Below are 24,885 nucleotides of genomic sequence, written 5' to 3'. Positions count from 1 at the left end.
CTATAAGCTGAAACAAATCACTTATAAACATAGCACGCTCAAATCACCCACTTATTAGGACAATGCTGACGGTTCCTCCATATTTCCTTCATTTTTATGCCGTCCCCGCTGGCTAAACTAGTATCCTGTAAGGAGTGTCATTTTTGTGGCAATGAGTGCCCGCACCCCTGCCTTTTGGAGAGAATTTTCGCCGCCATGAATGCAAAACCCCAACGCCGTTCCCTGATGCCGCGCCTGCTGGTTGCGGCCATCCTGGTCATCGCCACCGTCTTCGCCTGGCGTTATTTTAACGCCGCTCAACCGCCGGCCGGCACGGCCCCGGGCGCGCAGCAGGCCGGCGGCAAAGCGGGGGCCGGTCGCGCGGCGGGCGGGCGGCGCGGCGCGCCGATGTCGCCGGTGCAGGCCGCGACGGCCACGCAACAGACGGTGCCGCGCTATCTTTCCGGCTTGGGCACCGCCACCGCCGCCAATACCGTCACCGTTACCAGCCGGGTCGACGGCCAACTGATGGCGATCCACTTTACCGAAGGCCAGCAGGTCAAAGCCGGCGATCTGCTGGCGGAGATCGATCCCCGGCCGTTCCAGGTGCAACTGACCCAGGCGCAGGGGCAGTTGGCGAAAGATCAGGCCACGCTGGCCAACGCCCGACGCGATCTGGCGCGCTACCAGCAATTGGTGAAAACCAATCTGGTTTCCCGTCAAGAGCTGGATACGCAGGCCTCGCTGGTGCAGCAAACCGAAGGCGCCATCAAAGCCGATCAGGGCGCGGTCGACAGCGCCAAACTGCAGATCACCTACAGCCGCATCACTGCGCCAATCGACGGCCGCGTCGGGTTGAAACTGGTCGACGTCGGCAACTACGTCACCAGCGGCAGCACCACCGGTTTGGTGGTGATCACGCAGACGCACCCGATCGACGTGGTGTTCACGCTGCCCGAAGGCAACATCGCCGATCTGCTCAAGGCGCAAAAAGCCGGTCCGGTGAGCGTCGAAGCCTGGGATCGCACCAACCAGAACAAGCTGACGACCGGTTCGCTGCTGAGCCTGGACAACCAAATTGATACCGCCACCGGCACCATCAAGCTGAAAGCGCGCTTCGCCAACGAAGACGACGCGCTGTTCCCCAACCAGTTCGTCAACGCGCGGCTGCAGGTGGATACCCTGCACGATGCGGTGGTGATCCCGACCGCCGCGCTGCAGATGGGCAACGAAGGCAACTTCGTCTGGACGCTCAGCGAAGACAACAAGGTCAGCAAACACCGGGTCACCGCCGGCGTGCAGGACAGCCGGCAGGTGGTGATCAGCGCCGGCCTCAACGCCGGCGATCGGGTGGTGACCGACGGCATCGATCGCCTGACCGAAGGCATGCAGGTGGAAGTGCTGGCGCCGAACGACGCGCCTGCGGCGTCAAAAGCCAAGCGCGAACCTGACGTTCAGAGGAAGTCCTGATGCAGGTGATGCCACCGACCCGCGGCGGCGGCCCTTCCCGCCTGTTTATCCTGCGCCCGGTCGCCACCACCCTGCTGATGGTGGCGATACTGCTGGCGGGGATCATCGGCTATCGCGCGCTGCCGGTTTCCGCGTTGCCGGAAGTGGACTACCCGACCATCCAGGTGGTGACGCTGTATCCCGGCGCCAGCCCGGACGTGGTCACCTCCGCCATTACCGCGCCGCTGGAACGCCAGTTCGGCCAGATGTCCGGCCTGAAGCAAATGGCGTCGCAAAGCTCCGGCGGCGCCTCGGTGGTGACGCTGCAATTCCAGCTGGCGCTGCCGCTCGACGTCGCGGAGCAGGAAGTGCAGGCGGCGATCAACGCCGCCACCAACCTGCTGCCGAACGATCTGCCCTACCCGCCGATTTACAGCAAGGTTAACCCGGCCGATCCGCCGATCCTGACGCTGGCCGTCACCTCCACCGCCATGCCGATGACGCAGGTGGAAGACATGGTGGAGACGCGCGTGGCGCAGAAAATCTCTCAGGTGACCGGCGTCGGCCTGGTGACCCTGGCCGGCGGCCAACGCCCGGCGGTGCGTGTAAAACTGAACGCCGCGGCGGTCGCCGCCTATGGCCTGAACAGCGAAACCATCCGCACCGCCATCAGCAACGCCAACGTCAACTCGGCGAAAGGTAGCCTGGACGGCCCGACCCGCTCGGTCACCCTGTCCGCCAACGACCAAATGAAATCCGCCGACGACTATCGCCAGCTGATCGTCGCCTATCAGAACGGCGCGGCGATCCGCCTGCAGGATATCGCCACCATCGAACAAGGGGCGGAAAATACCCGACTGGCTGCCTGGGCCAACCAGCAGCAGGCGATCGTGCTGAACATTCAGCGCCAGCCCGGCGTCAACGTCATCACCACCGCCGACAGCATCCGCGAAATGCTGCCGACGCTGATTAAAAGCCTGCCCAAGTCGGTCGACGTCAAGGTGTTGACCGATCGCACCACCACCATCCGCGCCTCGGTCAGCGACGTGCAGTTCGAGCTGCTGCTGGCGATCGCGCTGGTGGTAATGGTGATCTACGTGTTCCTGCGCAACGTGCCGGCGACCATTATCCCCAGCGTGGCGGTGCCGCTGTCGCTGGTCGGCACCTTCGCCGCCATGTATTTCCTCGGCTTCTCCATCAATAACCTGACGCTGATGGCATTAACCATTGCCACCGGTTTCGTGGTGGATGACGCCATCGTGGTGATCGAGAACATCTCACGCTACATCGAGAAAGGGGAAAAGCCGCTCGACGCCGCGCTGAAAGGGGCCGGCGAGATCGGCTTCACCATCATCTCGCTGACCTTCTCGCTGGTGGCGGTGCTGATCCCGCTGCTGTTCATGGGCGACATCGTCGGCCGCCTGTTCCGCGAGTTCGCCGTGACGCTGGCGGTGGCGATTTTGATCTCCGCCGTGGTATCGCTGACGCTGACGCCGATGATGTGCGCCCGCATGCTCAGCCACGAATCGCTGCGCAAGCAGAACCGCTTCTCCGCCGCCTCTGAGCGCTTTTTCGAGCGCGTGATCGCGCGATACGGCCAGTGGCTGAAAACGGTGCTTAACCACCCCTGGCTCACGCTCGGCGTGGCCGTGGGCACCCTGGCGCTGACGGTGTTGCTGTACCTGCTGATCCCGAAAGGCTTCTTCCCGGTGCAGGACAACGGCATCATTCAGGGCACGCTGGAGGCGCCGCAGAGCGTTTCGTTCAGCAATATGGCCGAGCGCCAGCAGCAGGTCGCGGCGCAGATCCTCAAAGATCCGGCGGTGGAGAGCCTGACCTCGTTCGTCGGCGTCGACGGCAGCAACGCCACGCTCAACAGCGGCCGGCTGCAGATCAACCTGAAGCCGCTGAGCGAACGCAGCGACCGCATTCCGGCGATCATCAGCCGGTTGCAGCAGCAAACGGCGCAGTTCCCCGGCGTGAAGCTGTACCTGCAGCCGGTGCAGGATCTGACCATCGATACCCAGGTCAGCCGCACCCAGTACCAGTTCACCCTGCAGGCGATGTCGCTGGACGATCTCAGCCTGTGGGTGCCGCAGCTGATGGATGAGCTGAAGCGCACCCCGCAGCTGGCGGACGTCACCAGCGATTGGCAGGATCAGGGGCTGGTCGCCTACGTCAACGTCGATCGCGATTCGGCCTCGCGCCTCGGCGTCACCATGAGCGACGTGGACAATGCGTTGTACAACGCCTTCGGCCAACGCCTGATCTCCACCATCTACACCCAGGCCAATCAATACCGGGTGGTGTTGGAGCACGACGTCAGCGCGACGCCGGGACTGGCGGCGCTCAATGAGATCCGTCTGAGCGGCAAGGACGGCGCCGTGGTGCCGTTGAGCGCCATCGCCAAAATCGAAGAACGTTTCGGCCCGCTGTCGGTCAACCACCTCGACCAATTCCCGTCGGCCACCGTCTCGTTCAACGTCGCCGCCGGCTACTCGCTCGGCGAAGCGGTAGACGCCGTCACCCAGGCGGAAAAAAATCTCGCCATGCCGAAAGACATCACCACCCAATTCCAGGGCGCGACGCTGGCCTTCCAGGCGGCGCTCGGCAGCACGCTGTGGCTGATTTTGGCGGCGGTGGTGGCGATGTATATCGTGCTGGGCGTGCTGTATGAAAGCTTCATTCATCCGGTGACCATCCTCTCCACCCTGCCGACCGCCGGGGTCGGCGCGCTGCTGGCGCTGATGCTGGCCGGCAGCGAACTGGACGTGATCGCCATCATCGGCATTATCCTGCTGATCGGCATCGTGAAGAAGAACGCCATCATGATGATCGACTTCGCGCTGGCGGCGGAACGCGAACAGGGCTTATCGCCGCGCGACGCCATTTATCAGGCCTGCCTGCTGCGTTTCCGGCCGATCCTGATGACCACGCTGGCGGCCTTGCTCGGCGCGCTGCCGCTGATGCTCAGCACCGGCGTCGGCGCGGAGCTGCGGCATCCGCTCGGCGTCTGTATGGTCGGCGGCCTGATCATGAGCCAGATCCTGACGCTGTTCACCACGCCGGTGATCTACCTGCTGTTTGACAAACTGGCGCGCAACACGCATCGCCAGCCGGATACGCAGGAGCTGCCGTGAAATTCTTCGCCCTGTTCATTCACCGGCCGGTGGCCACCACCCTACTGACGCTGGCCATCGCCATCAGCGGCGCGATCGGTTTTCGCCTGCTGCCGGTGTCGCCGCTGCCGCAGGTGGATTTTCCGGTGATTTCGATCAGCGCGTCGCTGCCGGGCGCCTCGCCGGAAACCATGGCCTCCTCGGTGGCGACGCCGCTGGAGCGCGCGCTGGGCCGCATCGCCGGGGTCAATGAAATGACCTCGATGAGCTCGCTCGGCAGCACCCGGGTGATTTTGCAGTTCGATCTCAGCCGCGACATCAACGGCGCCGCGCGCGACGTGCAGGCGGCGATTAACGCCGCGCAAAGCCTGTTGCCGACCGGCATGCCGAGCCGCCCCAGCTATCGCAAGGTCAACCCTTCCGACGCGCCGATCATGATCCTGACGCTGACGTCGGACACCTACAGCCAGGGGCAGCTTTACGACTTCGCGTCCACCCAGCTGGCGCAGAAGATCAGCCAGACCGAAGGCGTCGGCGACGTTTCCGTGGGCGGCAGCTCGCTGCCGGCGGTGCGGGTGGAGTTGAACCCTTCGGCGCTGTTCAATCAGGGCGTTTCGCTGGATGCCGTGCGGCAGGCCATCAGCAACGCCAACGTGCGCCGCCCGCAGGGCGCCGTCGAAAACCCGCAGCAACGTTGGCAAATCCAGGCCAACGACGCGCTGAAAACCGCCGACGCCTACCGCCCGCTGATCGTTCATTACAACAACGGTTCGGCGGTGCGGCTCGGCGACGTGGCCGAGGTCAAAGATTCGGTGCAGGACGTGCGCAACGCCGGGATGACCGACGCCAAGCCGGCGATCGTTCTGGCCATCAGCCGCGCGCCGGACGCCAACATCATCGAAACCGTCGATCGCATTCGCGCCGAGCTGCCCGCGCTGCAGGAAAACATTCCGGCCGCAATCTCGCTCAACGTCGCGCAGGATCGCTCGCCGACCATTCGCGCGTCGCTGGCCGAGGTCGAACAGTCGCTGGCGATCGCCATCGGGCTGGTGATCCTGGTGGTGTTCATCTTCCTGCGCTCCGGCCGCGCCACGCTGATCCCGGCGGTCGCCGTGCCGGTGTCGCTGATCGGCTCGTTCGCCGCCATGTACCTGTGCGGCTTCAGCCTCAACAACCTGTCGCTGATGGCGCTGACCATCGCCACCGGCTTTGTGGTGGACGACGCCATCGTGGTGCTGGAAAACATTTCCCGCCACGTCGAGGCCGGCATGAAACCGATCAACGCTGCGCTGCTGGGCGCGCGGGAGGTCGGTTTCACCGTGCTGTCGATGAGCGTTTCGCTGGTGGCGGTGTTTATCCCGCTGCTGCTGATGGCGGGCCTGCCCGGCCGGCTGTTCCGCGAATTCGCCGTCACCCTGTCGGTGTCTATCGGGCTGTCGCTGATCGTCTCGCTGACGCTCACGCCGATGATGTGCGCCTATCTGCTGCGCCACCAGCCGGCGCGTTCGCAGCGGCGCGCGCGCGGCTTCGGCAAAATGCTGCTGGCGCTGCAGCAGGGATACGGACGCTCGCTGAACTGGGTGCTTGGCCACTCGCGCTGGGTGCTGGCGGTGTTCCTCGCCACCATTGCGCTCAACGTCTGGCTGTATATCAGCATCCCGAAAACCTTCTTCCCCGAACAGGATACCGGCCGCCTGATGGGCTTTATCCAGGCCGATCAGAGCATCTCGTTCCAGGCGATGCGCGGCAAACTGGAAGATTTCATGAAAATCGTGCGCGAAGATCCGGACGTGGAAAACGTCACCGGCTTTACCGGCGGCTCGCGCACCAACAGCGGCTCGATGTTCATCTCACTGAAACCGCTGTCGGTGCGCAGCGACGACGCGCAGAAAGTGATCGCCCGCCTGCGCGCTCGCCTGGCCAAAGAACCGGGCGCCAGCCTGTTCTTGATGGCGGTGCAGGATATCCGCGTCGGCGGCCGCCAGGCCAACGCCAGCTACCAATATACGCTGCTGGCGGATGACCTCGCCGCGCTGCGCGACTGGGAACCGAAGATCCGCGCCGCGCTGGCGGCATTGCCCGAGCTGGCGGACGTCAACTCGGATCAGCAGGATAAAGGCTCGGAGATGGATCTGGTCTACGATCGCGAGACCATGGCGCGCCTCGGCATTTCGGTGTCCGACGCCAACAACCTGTTGAACAACGCCTTCGGCCAGCGACAGATTTCGACCATCTATCAACCGCTCAACCAATACAAGGTGGTGATGGAAGTCGCGCCGCCTTACACTCAGGACGTCAGCTCGCTGGACAAGATGTTCATCATCAACAACGAAGGCAAGGCGATACCGCTCTCCTACTTTGCCAGTTGGCGACCGGCCAACGCGCCGCTGTCGGTCAACCATCAGGGGCTGTCCGCCGCCTCAACCATCTCCTTTAACCTGCCGGACGGCGGCAGCCTGTCGGACGCCACCGCCGCTGTCGAACGCACCATGACTCAGCTCGGCGTGCCGTCCACGGTGCGCGGCGCCTTCGCCGGCACCGCCCAGGTGTTCCAGGACACCCTGAAGTCGCAGCTGATCCTGATCCTGGCGGCGATCGCCACGGTGTATATCGTGCTCGGCGTGCTGTACGAGAGCTATATCCATCCGCTGACCATCCTCTCCACCCTGCCTTCCGCGGGCGTGGGGGCGCTGTTGGCGCTCGAGCTGTTCGGCGCGCCGTTCAGCCTGATCGCGCTGATCGGCATCATGCTGCTGATCGGCATCGTGAAGAAAAACGCCATCATGATGGTCGACTTCGCGCTCGAGGCGCAGCGCAACGGCGGCATCAGCGCCCGCGAGGCGATTTTCCAGGCCAGCCTGCTGCGCTTCCGGCCGATCCTGATGACCACGCTGGCGGCGCTGTTCGGCGCGCTGCCGCTGGTGTTGACCAGCGGCGACGGTGCGGAGCTGCGCCAGCCGCTCGGCATCACCATCGCCGGCGGTCTGGTGATGAGCCAGCTGCTGACGCTGTACACCACGCCGGTGGTCTATCTTTACTTCGACCGGCTGCAGGCGAAGTTCCGCCGCAACAAGCAGCTGGCCCCGCTGCCGCACTAATGGCCGACCGATGCTGATGAAACACGCCGCCACGGTACGTTGGCAACTCTGGATAGTGGCGTTCGGCTTCTTTATGCAGACGCTGGATACCACTATCGTCAATACCGCCCTGCCCTCGATGGCCGCCAGCCTGGGGGAGAACCCGCTGCGCATGCAGTCGGTGATCGTCGCCTATGTGCTGACGGTGGCGGTGACGCTGCCGGCCAGCGGCTGGCTGGCGGACAAGGTCGGCGTACAGCGGGTGTTTTTCAGCGCCATTGTGCTGTTTACCCTCGGCTCCCTCCTCTGCGCCCGCTCGGCAACCCTGAACGAGCTGATCGCCTCGCGCGTGCTTCAGGGCATCGGCGGCGCGATGATGGTGCCGGTCGGCCGCCTGACGGTGATGAAGATCGTGCCGCGCGAGCAGTACATGGCGGCGATGACCTTCGTGACGCTGCCAGGCCAGATCGGCCCGCTGATGGGGCCGGCGCTGGGCGGACTTCTGGTGCAATACGCCAGCTGGCACTGGATTTTCCTGATCAATATTCCGGTGGGCATCGTGGGCGCCATCGCCACGCTGCTGCTGATGCCCAACTACCAAATGCAGACCCGCCGCTTCGATCTCAGCGGCTTTTTCCTGCTGGCGATCGGCATGGCGTCGCTGACGCTGGCGCTCGACGGCCACAAAGGCATGGGCCTGACCGGCGGCGCCATCGCCGGCCTGGTGGCGCTGGGCGCGGCGGCGTTGTTGGGGTATGTTTGGCATGCCTACGGCAATAGCCGCGCCCTGTTCTCGCTGCGGCTGCTGCGCACCCCGACCTACAAGATCGGGCTGCTGGCCAGTCTGCTGGGGCGCATCGGCAGCGGCATGCTGCCGTTCATGACACCGCTGTTTCTGCAGGTGGGCATGGGCTTCACGCCGTTCCACGCCGGGCTGATGATGATCCCGATGATCATCGGCAGCATGGGCATGAAGCGCATCGTGGTGCAGGTGGTCAACCGCTTCGGCTACCGCAACGTGCTGGTGGCCGCCACGCTGCTGCTGGCGCTGGTCAGCCTGAGTTTCCTGCTGGCGGCGATGCTCGGCTGGCTGTGGCTGCTGCCGGTGATACTGTTCTTCCAGGGGATGGTCAACGCATTGCGCTTCTCGGCGATGAATACCCTGACGCTGAAAGACCTGCCGGACCGCCTGGCCAGCAGCGGCAACAGCCTGTTGTCGATGGTCATGCAGCTGTCGATGAGCCTCGGCGTCAGCGTCGCCGGCATCTTGATCGGCAGCTTCGCCCATCACCAGGCGGTGGCCGACAGCCCGGCCATCCACAGCGCATTTATTTACAGCTACTGCTGTATGGCGTTGATTATCGCCCTGCCCGCGCTGGCCTTCGCGCGCGTGCCGGCGGATAGCGCGCCTAACCGCACGCTGGCCAAAGAGCCGGGCACCGGCTCAACGAGGTTGCAATGAAGATAGGCATTACCGGGAAGCTGTTCCTGGCCATTTTCGCCACCTGCATGCTGGTGTTGATCACCATGCACTGGGGGGTGCGCGTCAGCTTTGAGCGCGGTTTTATCGACTACATCAAGAGCAGTAACGAGCAGCGCATCAACATGCTGAGCGAAGCGCTGGAGGAGCAGTACAGCCATCATGGCAACTGGATATTCCTGCGCAACAACGATCAGGTGGTCTACCAAATCATGCGTTCGTTCGAGCAGAACAGCGACAGCAGCCACAACCTGCCGCCCAAAGGCTGGCGCACCCAGTTTTGGGTGGTGGACAGCCAGTTCAATCGGCTGGTCGGGCATTCCGGCCCGTTGCCGAAAGAGGGGCCGCGCCACCCGATCCGCTACAACAACGAGATCGTCGGTTGGGTGCTCACTACCCCGGTCGAACGCCTGACGCGCAATACCGACATCAACTTCGATCGCCAGCAGCGCCGCACCAGCTGGATCATCGTCGCGCTCTCCACCCTGCTGGCGGCGGCGGTGACCTGGCTACTGTCGCGCGGCATGCTGGCCCCGGTTAAACGCCTGGTGGCGGGCACCCATCGATTGGCGGCGGGCGACTTCACCGCCCGCGTGGCGGTCAGCAGCCAGGATGAGCTGGGCAGGCTGGCGCACGACTTCAACCAGTTGGCCACCTCGCTGGAGAAAAATGAACAGATGCGCCGCGCCTTTATGGCCGACGTGTCGCACGAACTGCGCACGCCGCTGGCGGTGCTGCGCGGCGAGCTGGAGGCGCTGCAGGACGGCGTGCGCCAGCCGACGCCCGCGTCACTCAGCTCGCTGCAGGCCGAGGTGTCCACTCTGACCAAACTGGTCGACGATCTGCACCAGCTTTCGCTCTCCGATCTCGGCGCGCTGGCCTATCGCAAATCGTCGGTGGACTGCGTGCATCTGCTGCAGATCGCCGTCGCCGCCTTCCGCGAGCGCTTTCGCGCCAAAGGGCTGGAGATCGTTACCCATCTGCCGCCCCAGGCGCCGCTGTTCGGCGATCCCGATCGCCTGAATCAGCTGTTCAATAACCTGTTGGAAAACAGCCTGCGCTACACCGATGCCGGCGGCCGGCTGGAAATCAGCGCCGAGCTGCAGCCGGGGCGGCTGTCCCTCTGCTGGCAGGACAGCGCGCCGGGCATCAGCGATCAGCAACTGACGCGCATTTTCGAACGTTTCTACCGGGCGGAAGGCTCGCGCAACCGCGCCAGCGGCGGTTCCGGATTGGGGCTGGCGATCTGCCACAACATCGTGGAAGCGCACGACGGGAAAATCCGCGCCGAGCATTCGCCTTTAGGCGGCGTGCGCATTACAGTAGAATTTGCTACCCCGATAAAAAATAAGGCGCCCTGATGGACATTCAGAATCAACCCGTGCAGATCATGATTGTTGAAGATGAGCCCAAGCTGGGCCAGCTGCTGGTGGATTATCTGCAGGCGGCGGGCTACGCCACCCGTTGGCTGACCAACGGCAATGAGGTGGTGCCGACCGTGCACCAGCATCCGCCGGCGCTGATCTTGCTCGATCTGATGCTGCCGGGCGCCGATGGGCTGACGGTGTGCCGCGAGCTGCGCCGCTTCAGCGACGTACCGATCGTGATGGTGACGGCGAAAATCGAAGAGATTGACCGCCTGTTGGGGCTGGAGATCGGCGCCGACGATTACATCTGCAAACCCTACAGCCCACGCGAGGTGGTGGCGCGGGTGAAAACCATCCTGCGCCGCAGCTATCGGCCGCAGGAGAATGCGCGGGAAGATGACCTGCTGCACATCGATGAACCGCGTTTCCAGGCCAGCTATCAGGGGCAGTTGCTGGATCTGACGCCGGCGGAGTTCCGCCTGCTGAAGACGTTGGCCAGCCAGCCGGGCAACGTATTTTCGCGCGAGCAGCTGCTGAATAACCTGTATGACGACTATCGGGTGGTCACCGACCGCACCATCGACAGCCACATCAAAAACCTGCGCCGCAAGCTGGAGCTGATCGACGGGCAAAAATCCTTTATCCGCTCGGTATACGGCGTCGGTTACCGCTGGGAAGCCGAACCCTGCCGGCTGGTGAATGGGGTTTAGGGGAGAGAATCGACTGCGTTCCACCAAGGCGCGCGGTCAGCCACACCCTGTTGTCGCTCATCCGACAGCAGGAAGTCGTGTGGTAGGGCTGTGTTAGCGATCATTCTCAACAGAGGCTCCCAATCTTTATCGCTGCCCTCGCTTTTATCATTTCCTACTGACCGTTCGATTTTTTCCATCCTTGGCGCTCCTGTGCAAAATTTGCCCTATTTTATCTCTGCGAGGTGAACCCGCCAAGATGAAATCGCGAGTGTTCCACGGCTTAGACGTCCCAAATACTGCGCTGCGCAATCACCGCCCCTCCCTTAGCTTCCCGTGCGGCGCCGGGCTTCTCGGGCGAAAACTCCGCGCCGGCGCAAAAAAATTGCGCATTTTTTCGACTAAGCTGCTGTGAGGTTTAGCCACCGATTTTCAAGCGATTGGCTACACTTACATCACGAATCGGAACCTACAGGAGAAGAACCATGGCAATCGGTCATTACGAGCTGAAAAAAGCAAAGAACGGACAGTACCACTTCAACCTGAAAGCCAGTAACGGCGAGATCATTCTGGCCAGCGAGATGTACGCCAGCAAAGCGTCGGCGGAGAACGGCATCGCCTCGGTGCAGACCAATTCGCCGCATGAAGCGCAGTTTGAACTGAAGCACAGCACCAGCAACCAGCCCTACTTTGTGCTGAAGGCCAAGAACCATCAGGTGATCGGCGTCAGCGAAATGTACAGCTCCGAAAGCGCAGCCAAAAACGGTATCCAGTCGGTGATTAAAAACGGCCCGACCACCGATATTCGCGATTTGAGCGCCTGATCCCCCGTTTCGCCCGCGCGGTGGCCGCCATCGCGCGTTTTCCGTTTGACCGGGATCAATCTCCCTTGAATAAATCCGGTTAACTGCTGATTTTTTGCCGCGCCGCGGCTACAATCCCCCGCTTTTACTGCGCCATCAGGTGGCGTGGTGCTGACCTGAAATCAGACCGAGACACACTATGTTTACACCGGAACTTCTCTCCCCGGCCGGAACGCTGAAAAACATGCGTTACGCCTTCGCCTACGGCGCCGATGCGGTTTACGCCGGCCAGCCGCGCTACAGCCTGCGGGTGCGCAACAACGAGTTCAACCACGAGAATCTGGCGCAGGGCATCAACGAAGCGCACGCGCTGGGCAAAAAATTCTACGTGGTGGTCAACATCGCCCCGCACAACGCCAAGCTGAAAACCTTCCTGCGCGATCTGAAACCGGTAGTCGATATGGGCCCGGATGCGCTGATCATGTCCGATCCTGGCCTGATCATGATGGTGCGCGAAGCCTTCCCGCAGATGGACATCCACCTGTCGGTGCAGGCCAACGCCGTTAACTGGGCGACGGTGAAGTTCTGGAAACAAATGGGCCTGACCCGCGTGATCCTGTCGCGCGAACTGTCGCTGGAAGAGATCGCCGAGATCCGCGCCGAAGTGCCGGACATGGAGCTGGAGATCTTCGTCCACGGCGCGCTGTGCATGGCCTACTCCGGCCGCTGCCTGCTGTCCGGCTACATCAACAAGCGCGATCCCAACCAGGGCACCTGCACCAACGCCTGCCGTTGGCAGTACAAGGCGGAAGAAGGCAAAGAGGACGACACCGGCAATATCGTGCACCTGCACGAGCCGATCCCGGTGCAGACCGTCGAGCCGACGCTGGGCATCGGCGCGCCGACCGACAAGGTATTCATGCTGTCTGAGGCGCAAAAACCAGGCGAATATATGAGCGCCTTCGAGGACGAACACGGCACCTACATCATGAACTCCAAGGATCTGCGCGCCATCCAGCACGTAGAGCGTCTGACGCAGCTCGGCGTGCATTCGTTGAAGATCGAAGGGCGCACCAAGTCCTTTTACTACTGCGCGCGCACCGCCCAGGTCTACCGCCGCGCCATCGACGACGCCGTTGCCGGCAAACCGTTCGATCCGACCCTGCTCACCACGCTGGAAGGCCTAGCGCACCGCGGCTATACCGAAGGCTTCCTGCGCCGCCACGTGCACGAAGCGCAGCAGAACTACGAATACGGCTCTTCGCTCTCCGAGCGCCAGCAGTTCGTCGGCGAGTTCACCGGCGTGCGCCGCGAAGGCTGGGCGGAAGTCGACGTGAAGAATAAATTCTCACTCGGCGACAGCGTCGAGATGATGACGCCGGGCGGCAACGTGCTGTTCACCCTCGAAAGCATGCAAAATAAGAAAGGCGAGCCGATTGAGGTCGCGCCGGGCAACGGCCATATCGTTTATTTGCCGATCCCGCAGGATATCGATCTCAATTATGCTTTGCTGATCCGCAATTTGGCGGAAGAAAATAGCGCCGGAGCCTAACAATGAATCGCCGTCATTCGGCGGCGATTTTTAGCAAATATTAGAATTGGATCACATCAATGTGCCCGCAGCTTGGTTACTATCACGCTGCTTAAAACGAACAACGAAAATATTTGCATAGCAATACTAGGAACCACCTCCTTAGCCGGCCCAATCTCCCTTGGGCTGGCTTTTTCTTTATGGGCCCGCCATTGCCGCCGGCGCGCCTATTTCTCATTACGTTTTCCCGTTATCCATTTTAATAAAAATAATAACGCCACATCGATATATAAATAACGCTATAGCGATTAATCCTGCCGCCATTAAAATTGCGCTTATTGTCAGGTTAAATTCAGATAAATTCGCATCGTCCTCATATTCACGGCACAATGGGAAATAACCGGAATTAGCTGAATATTCTGATGGCTTGGCGGCCTGGGCTGGTTTATCTTGAGGCATTATTGGTTTTCCGCCGGAGGAGCTCGGCAATGCCTCAACACTCACATGCACCAGCACTGCTTATCATCAACGGCAAGGGCGCCGGCAACGAAGAGCTGCGCCAGGCCGTCAACCGGCTGCGCGAAGAGCAAATAACGCTGCACGTGCGCGTCACCTGGGAGCACGGCGACGCCGCGCGCTACGTCGCGGAAGCCGCTCGGCTCGGCGTCGGCACCGTCGTCGCCGGCGGCGGTGACGGCACCATCAACGAAGTGGCCGCCGCGCTGGCGCAACTGCCGGCGCAAGGTCGGCCGGCGCTGGGCATTTTGCCGCTCGGCACCGCCAACGACTTCGCCATGGCCTGCAACATTCCCCTCTCGCCCGAGCAGGCGCTGCAGCTGGCGATCAAAGGCCGCTCGGTGCCTATCGATTTGGCCAAGGTCAACGGCGAGCGCTACTTCATCAACATGGCCACCGGCGGCTTCGGCACCCGTATCACCACTGAAACGCCGGAGAAGCTGAAGGCGGCGTTGGGCGGCGTGTCCTACTTCGTTCACGGCTTATTGCGCATGGATACGCTGCAGGCCGACCGCTGTGAAATCCGCGGGCCGGACTTCCGCTGGGCCGGCGAAGCGCTGGTGATCGGCATCGGCAACGGCAAACAGGCCGGCGGCGGCCAGGAACTGTGCCCCAACGCGCTGATTAACGACGGGCAGTTGCAGCTGCGCCTGCTGATCGCCGATGAACTGCTGCCGGCGCTGGTGGCCGCCCTGTTCAACGACGAAGAGAGCAACAGCATCCTCAGCGCCGCGCTGCCGTGGCTGGAGATCGACGCGCCGCATGAGATGACCTTTAACCTCGACGGCGAGCCGCTCAAAGGCCGCCATTTCCGCATCGAAGTGGTGCCGCAGGCCATCGAATGCCGCCTGCCGCCGAACTGCGCCCTGCTGGGCTAATCCGGCTCTGCGCCCGCTCGCCGCTCGGAACGCCAAGGCAGGCGAGATCGAACAATCAAGCACTTAACGCGCCGGGGGCGATCGTCCCCGCGTATTTGGCCTCGCCAATGGCATTTCCTCTCAATCGCATCTATTGTTTGTCCTTGCCGGATCAAGTTCGGTAGCATCGCTTTACAGCTTCAATCACCGCTTTTTTACTACGCCGGTGGTCAAAAACCCTTGCATTGCCGGTGTATGAAGAAGCTTAATCGGGAGTGAATCATGACTGATATTGTGCAGTTGCTAGGAAAGGAAGCGGAAGATCTGCTGCAACACCGCTGTACCACTATCCCCGCCGAGAATCTCTACCTGCCGGGCGCCGACTTCGTCGACCGCGTAATGATCGATAACAACCGCCCCAACAGCGTGCTGCGTTCGATGCAAACCCTGTTCAACCACGGCCGCCTGGGCGGCACCGGTTACCTGTCGATCCTGCCGGTCGATCAGGGCATCGAGCACTCCGCCGCCGCCTCGTTCGCCGCCAATCCGCTGTATTTCGATCCGAAGAACATCGTCGAGCTGGCGATTGAAGCCGGCTGTAACTGCGTCGCCTCCACCTACGGCGTGCTGGCGTCGGTATCGCGCCGCTATGCGCATAAAATTCCGTTCCTGGTCAAACTCAACCACAACGAAACGCTGAGCTACCCGACCCAGTACGACCAGACCCTGTACGCCAGCGTCGAGCAGGCGTTCAACATGGGCGCAGTGGCGGTTGGCGCCACCATTTACTTCGGCTCCGAGCAGTCGCGCCGCCAGATCGAAGAGATCTCGATCGCCTTCGAGCGCGCGCATGAGCTGGGCATGGTCACGGTGCTGTGGGCCTATCTGCGCAACCCGGCGTTCAACAAGGACGGCGTGGACTACCACTCCAGCGCCGATCTGACCGGCCAGGCCAACCACATCGCCGCCACCATCGGCGCCGACATCGTCAAACAGAAAATGGCCGAAAACAACGGCGGTTACCGCGCGGTGAAATTCGGCTATACCGACGATCGCGTCTACACCAAGCTGACCACCGATCACCCGATCGATCTGGTGCGCTACCAGCTGGCCAACTGCTACATGGGCCGCGCCGGGCTGATCAACTCCGGCGGCGCCGCCGGTGAGAACGATCTACAGGAATCGGTGCGCACCGCAGTGATCAACAAACGCGCCGGCGGCATGGGCCTGATCCTGGGGCGTAAAGCGTTTAAGAAATCGATGAAAGACGGCGTGGCGCTGATCAACGCCGTACAAGACGCCTACCTGGACAAGAAGGTCACCATCGCCTGATGTGACAGACCGTCTGTCCCAAAGCCCGGTTCGCCGGGCTTTTTTGTGCCCGTTTTCTCCCCCTCGTGCCACAGTTCTTCTCTTTCTTTCACTTTAAACTTTCAAAATAAAATATTTATCTTTCAAATTGTGATCTATTTAAAACAAATAGCCCAACAAAGTGACTACTGTAAGGCCCATGGCGACAGAGCCGCCGTTCGCTCCAGGCCATATCAGTCCATTACAGGAGAACATAATGATTGAGCTAATCACCCACGGCGCCGAGTGGTTTATCGGCCTGTTTCAGAAAGGCGGTGAAGTGTTTGTCGGCATGGTGACCGGCATTTTGCCTTTATTGATCAGCCTGCTGGTTATCATGAACGCGCTGATCAAATTTGTTGGCCAGGAACGTATCGAACGATTGGCACAGCGCTGCGCGGGCAACCCCGTTTCGCGTTATCTGCTGCTGCCGCTGATCGGCACCTTTGTCTTCTGCAACCCGATGACCCTCAGCCTGGGGCGCTTCATGCCGGAGAAATACAAGCCAAGCTACTACGCGGCGGCCTCCTACAGCTGCCACTCGATGAACGGCCTGTTCCCGCACATCAACCCCGGCGAGCTGTTCGTTTACCTCGGCATCGCCAGCGGCCTGACTACCCTCGGCCTGCCGCTCGGCCCGTTGGCTGTGAGCTATTTCCTGGTGGGGCTGTTCACCAACTTCTTCCGCGGCTGGGTCACCGATCTCACCACCAGTCTGTTCGAACGCAAGATGGGCATCCGTCTGGATCGCCAGGTGCAACTTTAATTCGTGGAGTGCAGCATGAGTGCTTATATCCGTATTGAAAAAGGCGCCAGCGGCTGGGGCGGCCCCCTGGAACTGCCGATAGAACCCGGCAAAAAAGTGGTGTACATCACCGCCGGCACCCGGCCTTCCATCGTCGATCGCCTCAGCGAATTGACCGGCTGGCCCGCCGTCGACGGTTTCAAAGAGGGCGAGCCGCCGGCGGAAGAGATCGGCGTGGCGGTGATCGACTGCGGCGGCACCCTGCGCTGCGGCCTGTACCCGAAACGCCGCATTCCGACGGTCAACATCCACGCCACCGGCCAGTCCGGCGCGCTGGCGCAGTTTATCCTCGAAGACATCTATGTCTCCGGCGTGCGCGACCACAACATCAGCCGAATCGACGCTACGGAGAACCCACCCGCCGCCGCCGCCGTTGCAGCGCCGCCCAAGGCGCGCGACTACGACACCAGCAAGAAGATCACCGAACAAAGCGACGGGCTGCTGGCGAAAGTCGGCATGGGCATGGGATCGGTGGTGGCGGTGTTCTTCCAGGCCGGGCGCGACACTATCGACACCGTGCTGAAGACCATTCTGCCGTTTATGGCATTCGTCTCGGCCTTGATCGGCATCATCATGGCCTCCGGCCTCGGGGACTTTATCGCTCACGGCCTGACGCCGCTGGCCAACAGCCCGATCGGCCTGGTGACGTTGGCGCTGATCTGCTCATTCCCGCTGCTGTCGCCGTTCCTCGGCCCCGGCGCGGTCATCGCCCAGGTGATCGGCGTGCTGGTCGGGGTGCAGATCGGCCTCGGCCATATCCCGCCGCAGCTGGCGCTGCCCGCGCTGTTCGCCATCAACGCGCAGGCCGCCTGCGATTTCATTCCGGTCGGCCTGTCGCTGGCGGAAGCCAAACAGGACACCGTACGGGTCGGCGTGCCTTCAGTGCTGGTTGGGCGCTTTCTGACCGGCGCGCCAACGGTCCTGATCGCCTGGGCCGCCTCGGCCTTTATTTATCAATAGCATGATTTCCAGGGAGACGTTTATGCACACCATTTTTCATACCACCATCACGCAGATCGGCGGCTGCGCCCGCGACGCGTTGCTGGACAACATGCTGATCACTTTCCGTGAAGGCGCGCCGGCGGATATCGAAGAGTTCTGCTTCATCCACCGCCACGGCGCGACCGCCGGCGAACTGCAGGTGGGCGGCGTGATGGAACTGGCGCAGCAGCGCTACGCCATCACCGCCGTCGGCAGCGTCGCCACGCAGAATCTGCGCGAGCTCGGCCACATCACCGTGCGCTTCGACGGCGAAGCCGAAGCCGAATTCCCCGGTTCGATCCACGTTTCCGGCCCGACGCCGACCGATATCCCGTTGGGCAGCACGCTGTCATTTATCGCATAAGGAGTAGACCATGTCTGAAGTAGCTGTAGTGATCGGCGGCGGCCAAACGTTAGGCGCCTTTTTGTCCCACGGGCTGGCGCAGGCCGGCTATCGGGTGGCGGTGGCCGATCTGAACGCCGACAACGCCAATCGGGTGGCGCGGCAGATCAACGAAGAGTATAGCGCAGGCAGCGCCTGCGGTTTTCAGGCCGACGCCACCGACGAGCAGAGCGTGATCGCGCTGGCGGCGGCGGTTGACCGGGAGTTTGGCCAAACCAACCTGCTGGTCTACAGCGCCGGCATCGCCAAGGCGGCGCCGATCACCGACTTCCCGCTGGGCGACTTCGACCGCTCGCTGCAGGTGAACCTGGTGGGCTATTTCCTCTGCGCCCGTGAGTTCTCGCGCCTGATGATCCGCGATGGCATCGCCGGGCGCATCATTCAGATCAACTCCAAGTCCGGCAAGGTCGGCAGCAAGCACAACTCCGGCTACAGCGCCGCCAAGTTCGGCGGCGTGGGGCTGACGCAGTCGCTGGCGCTCGATCTGGCGGAATACGGCATTACGGTGCATTCGCTGATGCTCGGCAACCTGCTGAAATCACCGATGTTTCAATCGCTGCTGCCGCAGTACGCGCAAAAATTGGGCATCGCGCCGGACCAGGTGGAGCAGTACTACATCGACAAAGTGCCGCTGAAGCGCGGCTGCGACTACCAGGACGTGCTGAACACCCTGCTGTTCTACGCCAGCGATAAGGCCTCTTACTGCACCGGCCAATCGATCAACATCACCGGCGGCCAGGTGATGTTCTGACGCCACCGACGCCCCCTTCCGCGGAAGGGGGCATAAGGAGAACCCCATGACACAAGCTTTGATCGCCTTCGCGCTGCTGGCCTGGCTGCTGCAAATCGCCTTCGGCTGGTGGCAACTGCAACGTTTCAACCGCGCCTTCGACGGCTTATGCCGACTGGGCGCCGTCGGCGTCGGCCGCTCCGGCGGCCGTTTTCGCCCGCGGGTGGTGCTGGCGCTGGCCTTCGACGCCGATCGGCGGGTGTGCGGCAGCCTGTTGCTGCGCGGCCTGACCGTTTTCGCCCGGCCCCGCCCGGTGCCTCATTTGCACGGTTTGCATCAGCGGGATTTGCGCCCGGATGTGATCTTCCCCGAGGATCGCGCATGCCAGTCTGCACTATCGTTAGCGATTGAACCCAAATCGTGATATTTTCACATTAAAAGGCATTACCTTTCATAGTGAATTATTCAGCGAGGGGAAATGCCCCACTCTTGTGAACGGGAATCGCGATGAAACCAAAGCAGCGGCAGGCCGCTATCCTTGAATATCTGCAGCAGCATGGCAAAACGGCAGTGGACGCCCTGGCCGAGCATTTCTCCACTACCGGCACCACCATCCGCAAAGATCTTACCCTGCTGGAAGAAGAAGGTGAGGTGATCCGCACCTACGGCGGCGTGGTGCTCAGCCGCGACGACGGCGATCAGCCAATCGACCGTAAAACCCATATCAACACCGAGAAAAAACGCCGCATCGCCAGCGCCGCCGTGGCGCTGATCGCCGACGGCGACTCGCTGATCTTCGACGCCGGCAGCACGGTGCTGCAGATGGTGCCGCATCTGGCGCAGTTCAATAACATCACGGTGATGACCAACAGCCTGACCATCGTCAACGCGCTGGTGGAGCTGGATAACGATCAGACCATCCTGATGCCCGGCGGCACCTACCGCAAAAAATCGGCCTCGTTCCACGGCAGCCTGGCCGAATCGGCGTTTCAGCAATTCAGCTTCGACAAGCTGTTTATCGGCGCGGACGGCGTCGATCTCAACGCCGGCGTCACCACCTTCAACGAAGTGCACAACGTCAGCAAAGCGATGTGCGAAGCCGCCGGCCGCATTATTTTGTTGGTGGACTCCTCGAAATTCGGCCGCAAGAGCCCGAACGTGGTGTGCGAACTCAGCGCCGTCGATACGCTGATCACCGACCGAGACATCAACCCCGATTACCTCGCCGCCCTGCAGGCGAAAGGCATCAATATCATTCTGGTAGGAGACCCCGATGAGTAACGCCAACGCCCTGCTCGCCTTCGCCCGCGAAACGCTGGAGATCGAGTTGACCGAAGCGCAGCGCCTGCTGGCGCGCCTGGATGACAATTTCGTCTGCGCCTGCGAGCTGCTGCTGAACTGCCGCGGCAAAGCGGTGATTTCCGGCATCGGCAAGTCCGGCCATATCGGCAAAAAAATCGCCGCGTCGCTGGCCAGCACCGGCACGCCGTCGTTCTTCGTTCATCCGGCGGAGGCGCTGCACGGCGATCTCGGCATGATCGGCGCCGACGACGTGGTGGTGTTCATCTCCTACTCCGGCCGCGCCAAAGAGCTGGATCTGATCCTGCCGCTGCTGGCGGAGAACGGCATTCCGGTGATCGCCATCACCGGCGGCAAAGAATCGCCCCTGGCGCAGGGCGCGGCCTGCGTACTGGATATCGGCGTCGAGCGCGAAGCCTGCCCGATGGGGCTGGCGCCCACCTCCAGCGCGGTCAACACCCTGATGATGGGCGACGCTCTGGCGATGGCGCTGATGCGCCAGCGCGGTTTCAATGCGGAAGACTTCGCCCGCTCGCACCCGGGCGGCAGCCTGGGGGCGCGCCTGTTGAACCGCGTGCATCACCTGATGCGCACCGGCGATCGCCTGCCGCGCGTGAGCGAAAGCGCCAACGTGATGGAAGCGATGCTGGAACTGAGCCGCACCGGGCTCGGGTTGGTGGCGGTGTGCGACGCGCAGCAGCGGGTGGTGGGCGTGTTTACCGACGGCGACCTGCGCCGCTGGCTGGTGAAGGGCAACAGCCTGCAGGATCCGCTCAGCCCGGCGATCACCCGCCCCGGCTATCGGCTGCCGGAGCAGTGGCGCGCCGGCGAAGCGCTGGAAGCGCTGCACGAACAGCACATCAGCGCGGCCCCGGTGGTCGATATGGACGGCGTGCTGGTGGGGGCGCTCAACCTGCACGATCTGCATCAGGCCGGCATTGGCTGATCGACGCCGGGGGCGGCATCGTCAGCGCCCCCGGTCAGATCATTTCCAGTCGGGATTGTTCTCAAACTGCTGCTTAAGCAGCGCTTTCATGTCGTCATCCGGCTTGCCGAGCCACTGGTACTTGGCATATTTCTTCGGATGATCGACGGCTTCCGGCCGATCTTCCACCGCGACTCGCACGCCCCAGGCCTGGGATTTATCCGCGCTGAACGCCACGATCAAAAAGTTGTTGCCGCAGTCGTGCGGTTTGCACAGATTGCCGACCAGATACTCTTTGCCCTTCCAGCTCAGGTTTTGCGCCGGCGTAGAGGTGCCGACGCCCTTGCGCGCCCAGCCCGGCATCCGCGCCTGGCCTTTGACCATGTTTTGCCAGCTGGCCTGATACCCCGGCTGCTGAATCAAATCCGATGTGGTGACGATCTGCTGAGCGAAGCTGCCCGCGCTGAAGCTGAGCAGTGCGCCGAAGAGGGCGCAACGCAGCGCCTGGTGTCCCGTCATAGTCCTTCTCCCTAGGTTAAATCAGGTTTCGCCCGTAAACCGGGCCTGAACTAGTCAGACCACGGTTGCGGCAAAAAGTTGACTCACCACCAGGCGTGAAAATGATGCACCGGCCCGATGCCGTGCCCCACTTCCAGCGTATCCGCCTGTTGCAGCGCGTGTTGCAGGTAGTCCTTGGCGGCGGCCACCGTGGCCGCCCAGTCGGCATGGCGCGGGCGCAGCGCCGCCAACGCGGCTGAGAGCGTGCAACCGGTGCCGTGAGTGTGGCGGGTGGCGACGCGCGGCGCGGTAAAGCGCTGCTCGCCTTCGGCGGTAAACAGCCAGTCCGGGCTCTCGCTTTCGCTCAGGTGGCCGCCCTTCATCAGCACCGCCCGGCAGCCCATCGCCAGCAGCGCCCGCCCCTGCTCGCGCATCTGCGCTTCATCTTCCGCCGGCGCGCACGCCAGCAGCGCCGCCGCTTCCGGCAGGTTCGGCGTAATGATCGACACCAGCGGCAACAGCTCGCGCCGGATAGACTCTACCGCCTCCGGCGCCAACAGCGGATCGCCGCTTTTCGCCAGCATCACGGTATCCAGCACCACGAATTCCGGCCGGTAATGCCGCAGCCGTTCGGCCACCGCCTGCACGATGTCGGCGTTGGCCAGCATGCCGATCTTGACGCTGTCGATGCGCACGTCGCTGAACACCGAGTCCAGCTGCGCGGCGACGAACGCCGGATCGATGTAATACACCGACTGCACGCCGCGGGTATTTTGCGCCACCAGCGCGGTAATCACCGAGGTGCCGTAGGCGCCAAGCGCCGAGAAGGCCTTCAAATCGGCCTGAATGCCGGCGCCGCCGCTGGGATCGGTGCCGGCGATGGTCAGGGCGTTAATGCGTTTCATCACAGATCCTCCCCGCGCAGTTGATACAGCGCATCGAGGAACGCCGGCGTAAAGCTGCCCGGCCCGGCGGCCTGCCTGGCCGCCAGGCCGCCGCAGTGGGACATCACCCGGCAGGCGGTCGCCACGTTGTCCAGGCGATCGCCCGGCAGGGCGCAAAACGCCGCCACCACCGCCGACAGCGCGCAGCCGGTGCCCACCACCCGCGTCATCAGCGGAGAGCCGCCTTCGATCGCCCAATCGCGTTGGCCGTCGGTGACGTAATCCACCGCGCCGGTGACCGCCACCACCGCGCCGCTGCGCTGCGCCAGCTCACGCGCGGCGGGCAATGCCGCCAGCGAGTCGTCGCCGCTATCCACGCCGCGGCCGCTGGCCAGCAACCCGCTGAGCGCCATGATTTCCGAGGCGTTGCCGCGTATCGCCGCCGGTTTCTCGTCCAGCAGCTGTTTGGCGAAGGCGGTGCGGTAGGAGAGCGCGCCGACCGCCACCGGATCCAGCGTCCAGGGCTTGCCGGCCCGATTGGCGGCGGCCACCGCCGCCCGCATCGATTCGGCGCGCAGCGCGTTGAGGGTGCCGACGTTGATCAGCAGGCCGTCGGCCAGCGCGCTGAACTGCGCCGCCTCTTGCGGCTCCACCACCATCGCCGGAGAGGCGCCGAGCGCCAATAGCACGTTGGCGGTCAGCGACTGCACCACTTCGTTGGTCAGGCAGTGGATCAGCGGAGGCCGCTGTTGGAATTGGGTCAGGCAGGCCGCGGCGCGGGCGCCGGGTAGTGCATCAGGTCGAGCGATCATATTCCTCCCAACCGGCGTTCAAGAAGGCGGCGCCGGTTGAGCGGCCGTGACTTCCCTACGCTGGCATTATCCAGATCAGGTAATACGGGTATTTCTCAGCCTTCACGCGGAAGGGCACCCCGAGTCATGTAGATTGAATCTCTATACTTTTTGCCAGATTAGGGGAAGTGGGTTGCTAACGCAAGCCCGACCTTCCGGTTATCATTTCTTCTCCTCGAAAATACGTATCCCCCTTTTTCTGACCCCCATCCCAGACAGCAAAAAGGGGGCAAGCCCCTTATTACTTACACTCTGTATAGAATGTGCTGGTTTTCATTGTTTCCGAATCGAAGTTGCTAAAAAAGAATTCTCATCTTGCTGTACGATTATTAACAACAACTTCTTTAAGGATGCGACTGTTTATTTTCTCCTTCCACAACTTTTGTTTTTCGCTAAGGTTTCTTTTCTTCATTGTATCAACAAGGAAACCATACTCTTTATCGTATAAATACCCTTTATCATTCGCATACTCAATTAGTTCCAAGTTTGGATTGGCATAAATATTTTTCTTAATCCTTTTCAACCCTTCAAACAAATTTCCAGTTGAAATATTCAAAAATCTATTTATACAAACGTTACCAACATACGTGGTTTTACCATTTTTTTTATTTTCAATGTAGCAATGCTCTTTGATACTCTGACCACATGGACAGAAATCCATTTCTTCAGAAACTTCTATCGAGTGTAGACTCCACTCTGTTTTGGCAACTTCAAAGTTATTCGAAACCGATAAAGATAAGATGTGTTCTTTTAGCCTTTCAAAGTTATGACTTTCCATCAATAGATCTCCAGAGATAGAAAAAGCGCCACTACGAGCGCTTTGAGATTTTTTTATTTATTACCTTTATTGCTAGGCATTATGATAATTTCAGTTACCGCAGTATCAGGATGCCGTTTAGTTTCCATGGGCTTAACAAACTGACCAGTTATCGCAGAACGAACTACTGTTTTCTTAGCCATAGAAACACCTCATCCTGAAGATAAAGATTAAACTTTTTATCCTTGATAAGGTTAAGGGACAAACGAAACGGTGTCAAAAAAAACCACATAAAAATAAAATACAATATGCGGCATCCCCGTGTGATTTACATCGCAACCATCTCCTTGTGGATGACTGACCACTCAATGCTGATAGCGTAAGGCTGCGAGTCAATGAATCCGCGCTTGCTTTTGCTGACCAGTCGATATAATCAAACAAGCGATTCACATCACTTTATAGTGTAAACCCAACTAAAGTAAAGGCTCAACTACCGTGGTGAGGTCAGTCCATCCTTAACATTGCTTTGCTCATT

At 61.5% G+C, this 24,885-nt stretch carries 24 protein-coding genes and 1 riboswitch; of the genes, 17 read left to right on the top strand and 7 right to left on the bottom strand.

Annotated elements, in window-relative coordinates; translation table 11 throughout:
- Positions 1-195: 195 nt before the first annotated feature.
- The 6 genes from ACJ8IP_RS20890 to baeR are packed head-to-tail and all read left to right on the top strand — an operon-like array spanning position 196 to position 11,181.
- Positions 196-1,449, top strand: a complete 1,254-nt coding sequence (locus tag ACJ8IP_RS20890; RefSeq protein WP_442524507.1) for an MdtA/MuxA family multidrug efflux RND transporter periplasmic adaptor subunit — start codon at positions 196-198, stop codon at positions 1,447-1,449.
- Positions 1,449-4,568, top strand: coding sequence for an MdtB/MuxB family multidrug efflux RND transporter permease subunit (locus ACJ8IP_RS20885; protein WP_047025609.1), 3,120 nt, complete (start codon positions 1,449-1,451; stop codon positions 4,566-4,568). The genes ACJ8IP_RS20890 and ACJ8IP_RS20885 overlap by 1 nt, the downstream gene beginning before the upstream one ends.
- Positions 4,565-7,645: a multidrug efflux RND transporter permease subunit MdtC gene (gene mdtC / locus ACJ8IP_RS20880; RefSeq protein ID WP_047574078.1), complete on the top strand. Its 3,081-nt coding sequence runs from the start codon at positions 4,565-4,567 to the stop codon at positions 7,643-7,645. Before ACJ8IP_RS20885 ends, mdtC begins: the two co-directional genes overlap by 4 nt.
- A 10-nt stretch (positions 7,646-7,655) precedes the next feature.
- Entirely contained in the window at positions 7,656-9,086 is a 1,431-nt protein-coding gene (mdtD, locus tag ACJ8IP_RS20875) for a multidrug transporter subunit MdtD (protein WP_164106906.1), read from the top strand.
- Positions 9,083-10,465: a two-component system sensor histidine kinase BaeS gene (baeS, locus tag ACJ8IP_RS20870; RefSeq protein WP_033644061.1), complete on the top strand. Its 1,383-nt coding sequence runs from the start codon at positions 9,083-9,085 to the stop codon at positions 10,463-10,465. The genes mdtD and baeS overlap by 4 nt, the downstream gene beginning before the upstream one ends.
- A complete protein-coding gene (baeR, locus tag ACJ8IP_RS20865; RefSeq protein WP_033644062.1) occupies positions 10,465-11,181 on the top strand; it encodes a two-component system response regulator BaeR in 717 nt (238 codons plus the stop codon). Before baeS ends, baeR begins: the two co-directional genes overlap by 1 nt.
- On the opposite strand, the gene ACJ8IP_RS20860 is transcribed toward baeR, so the two are convergent.
- Positions 11,178-11,360, bottom strand: coding sequence for a hypothetical protein (locus ACJ8IP_RS20860; protein ID WP_046687632.1), 183 nt, complete (start codon positions 11,358-11,360; stop codon positions 11,178-11,180). The genes baeR and ACJ8IP_RS20860 overlap by 4 nt on opposite strands.
- A gap of 285 nt (positions 11,361-11,645) precedes the next feature.
- On the opposite strand from ACJ8IP_RS20860, the gene ACJ8IP_RS20855 reads away from it, so the two are divergent.
- Together ACJ8IP_RS20855 and trhP are read left to right on the top strand one after the other, a co-directional pair.
- A complete protein-coding gene (locus ACJ8IP_RS20855; RefSeq protein WP_033644064.1) occupies positions 11,646-11,984 on the top strand; it encodes a YegP family protein in 339 nt (112 codons plus the stop codon).
- A gap of 178 nt (positions 11,985-12,162) precedes the next feature.
- Complete coding sequence (gene trhP, locus ACJ8IP_RS20850) at positions 12,163-13,515, top strand: prephenate-dependent tRNA uridine(34) hydroxylase TrhP (RefSeq protein WP_046897730.1); 1,353 nt, start codon at positions 12,163-12,165, stop codon at positions 13,513-13,515.
- Between the two features lie 216 nt (positions 13,516-13,731).
- On the opposite strand, the gene ACJ8IP_RS20845 is transcribed toward trhP, so the two are convergent.
- On the bottom strand, positions 13,732-13,953 hold the full coding sequence (locus ACJ8IP_RS20845) for a hypothetical protein (RefSeq protein WP_187048288.1): 222 nt from the start codon (positions 13,951-13,953) through the stop codon (positions 13,732-13,734).
- Positions 13,954-13,982: 29 nt separating this feature from the next.
- Between ACJ8IP_RS20845 and yegS the strand changes: the two genes are divergently transcribed.
- From yegS to gutQ, 9 genes are all read left to right on the top strand, one after another.
- Entirely contained in the window at positions 13,983-14,888 is a 906-nt protein-coding gene (yegS, locus tag ACJ8IP_RS20840; RefSeq protein ID WP_033644066.1) for a lipid kinase YegS, read from the top strand.
- Between the two features lie 261 nt (positions 14,889-15,149).
- Positions 15,150-16,199, top strand: a complete 1,050-nt coding sequence (gene fbaB, locus ACJ8IP_RS20835) for a class I fructose-bisphosphate aldolase (protein WP_015378749.1) — start codon at positions 15,150-15,152, stop codon at positions 16,197-16,199.
- A 235-nt stretch (positions 16,200-16,434) separates the two neighbouring features.
- Complete coding sequence (gene srlA, locus ACJ8IP_RS20830) at positions 16,435-16,983, top strand: PTS glucitol/sorbitol transporter subunit IIC (RefSeq protein ID WP_004941528.1); 549 nt, start codon at positions 16,435-16,437, stop codon at positions 16,981-16,983.
- Between the two features lie 15 nt (positions 16,984-16,998).
- Positions 16,999-17,982, top strand: a complete 984-nt coding sequence (gene srlE, locus ACJ8IP_RS20825; RefSeq protein WP_442524506.1) for a PTS glucitol/sorbitol transporter subunit IIB — start codon at positions 16,999-17,001, stop codon at positions 17,980-17,982.
- A gap of 22 nt (positions 17,983-18,004) precedes the next feature.
- Positions 18,005-18,367, top strand: a complete 363-nt coding sequence (gene srlB / locus ACJ8IP_RS20820; protein WP_004941520.1) for a PTS glucitol/sorbitol transporter subunit IIA — start codon at positions 18,005-18,007, stop codon at positions 18,365-18,367.
- A gap of 10 nt (positions 18,368-18,377) precedes the next feature.
- Positions 18,378-19,157, top strand: coding sequence for a sorbitol-6-phosphate dehydrogenase (srlD, locus tag ACJ8IP_RS20815; RefSeq protein WP_164057273.1), 780 nt, complete (start codon positions 18,378-18,380; stop codon positions 19,155-19,157).
- A 46-nt stretch (positions 19,158-19,203) separates the two neighbouring features.
- Positions 19,204-19,560 (top strand): transcriptional regulator GutM, encoded by a 357-nt coding sequence (gene gutM, locus ACJ8IP_RS20810; protein WP_108681744.1) that lies wholly within the window; start codon positions 19,204-19,206, stop codon positions 19,558-19,560.
- Between the two features lie 83 nt (positions 19,561-19,643).
- Complete coding sequence (srlR, locus tag ACJ8IP_RS20805; RefSeq protein WP_033644070.1) at positions 19,644-20,417, top strand: glucitol operon DNA-binding transcriptional repressor SrlR; 774 nt, start codon at positions 19,644-19,646, stop codon at positions 20,415-20,417.
- Positions 20,410-21,381, top strand: coding sequence for an arabinose-5-phosphate isomerase GutQ (gene gutQ / locus ACJ8IP_RS20800; RefSeq protein WP_069100799.1), 972 nt, complete (start codon positions 20,410-20,412; stop codon positions 21,379-21,381). The genes srlR and gutQ overlap by 8 nt, the downstream gene beginning before the upstream one ends.
- 39 nt (positions 21,382-21,420) lie before the next feature.
- Here gutQ and ACJ8IP_RS20795 read toward each other — a convergent pair whose 3' ends face one another.
- From ACJ8IP_RS20795 to ACJ8IP_RS20775, 5 genes are all read right to left on the bottom strand, one after another.
- Entirely contained in the window at positions 21,421-21,879 is a 459-nt protein-coding gene (locus tag ACJ8IP_RS20795; protein ID WP_033648850.1) for an inhibitor of vertebrate lysozyme family protein, read from the bottom strand.
- 83 nt (positions 21,880-21,962) lie between these two features.
- Positions 21,963-22,763, bottom strand: coding sequence for a bifunctional hydroxymethylpyrimidine kinase/phosphomethylpyrimidine kinase (thiD, locus tag ACJ8IP_RS20790; RefSeq protein ID WP_033651554.1), 801 nt, complete (start codon positions 22,761-22,763; stop codon positions 21,963-21,965).
- Entirely contained in the window at positions 22,763-23,554 is a 792-nt protein-coding gene (thiM, locus tag ACJ8IP_RS20785) for a hydroxyethylthiazole kinase (protein ID WP_033651555.1), read from the bottom strand. The genes thiD and thiM overlap by 1 nt, the downstream gene beginning before the upstream one ends.
- 35 nt (positions 23,555-23,589) lie before the next feature.
- A riboswitch (TPP riboswitch) is annotated at positions 23,590-23,686 on the bottom strand.
- A gap of 217 nt (positions 23,687-23,903) precedes the next feature.
- Positions 23,904-24,371, bottom strand: coding sequence for a hypothetical protein (locus ACJ8IP_RS20780; RefSeq protein ID WP_164106904.1), 468 nt, complete (start codon positions 24,369-24,371; stop codon positions 23,904-23,906).
- 53 nt (positions 24,372-24,424) lie between these two features.
- Complete coding sequence (locus tag ACJ8IP_RS20775) at positions 24,425-24,553, bottom strand: hypothetical protein (protein WP_269815952.1); 129 nt, start codon at positions 24,551-24,553, stop codon at positions 24,425-24,427.
- Between the last annotated feature and the right edge of the window lie 332 nt (positions 24,554-24,885).

Source organism: Serratia sp. CY52157 (assembly GCF_052168495.1).
Taxonomy (GTDB): Bacteria; Pseudomonadota; Gammaproteobacteria; order Enterobacterales; family Enterobacteriaceae; genus Serratia; species Serratia ureilytica.
Note: the sequence above shows the minus strand (reverse complement) of the source record. Positions and strands in the feature narration are given on the sequence as shown.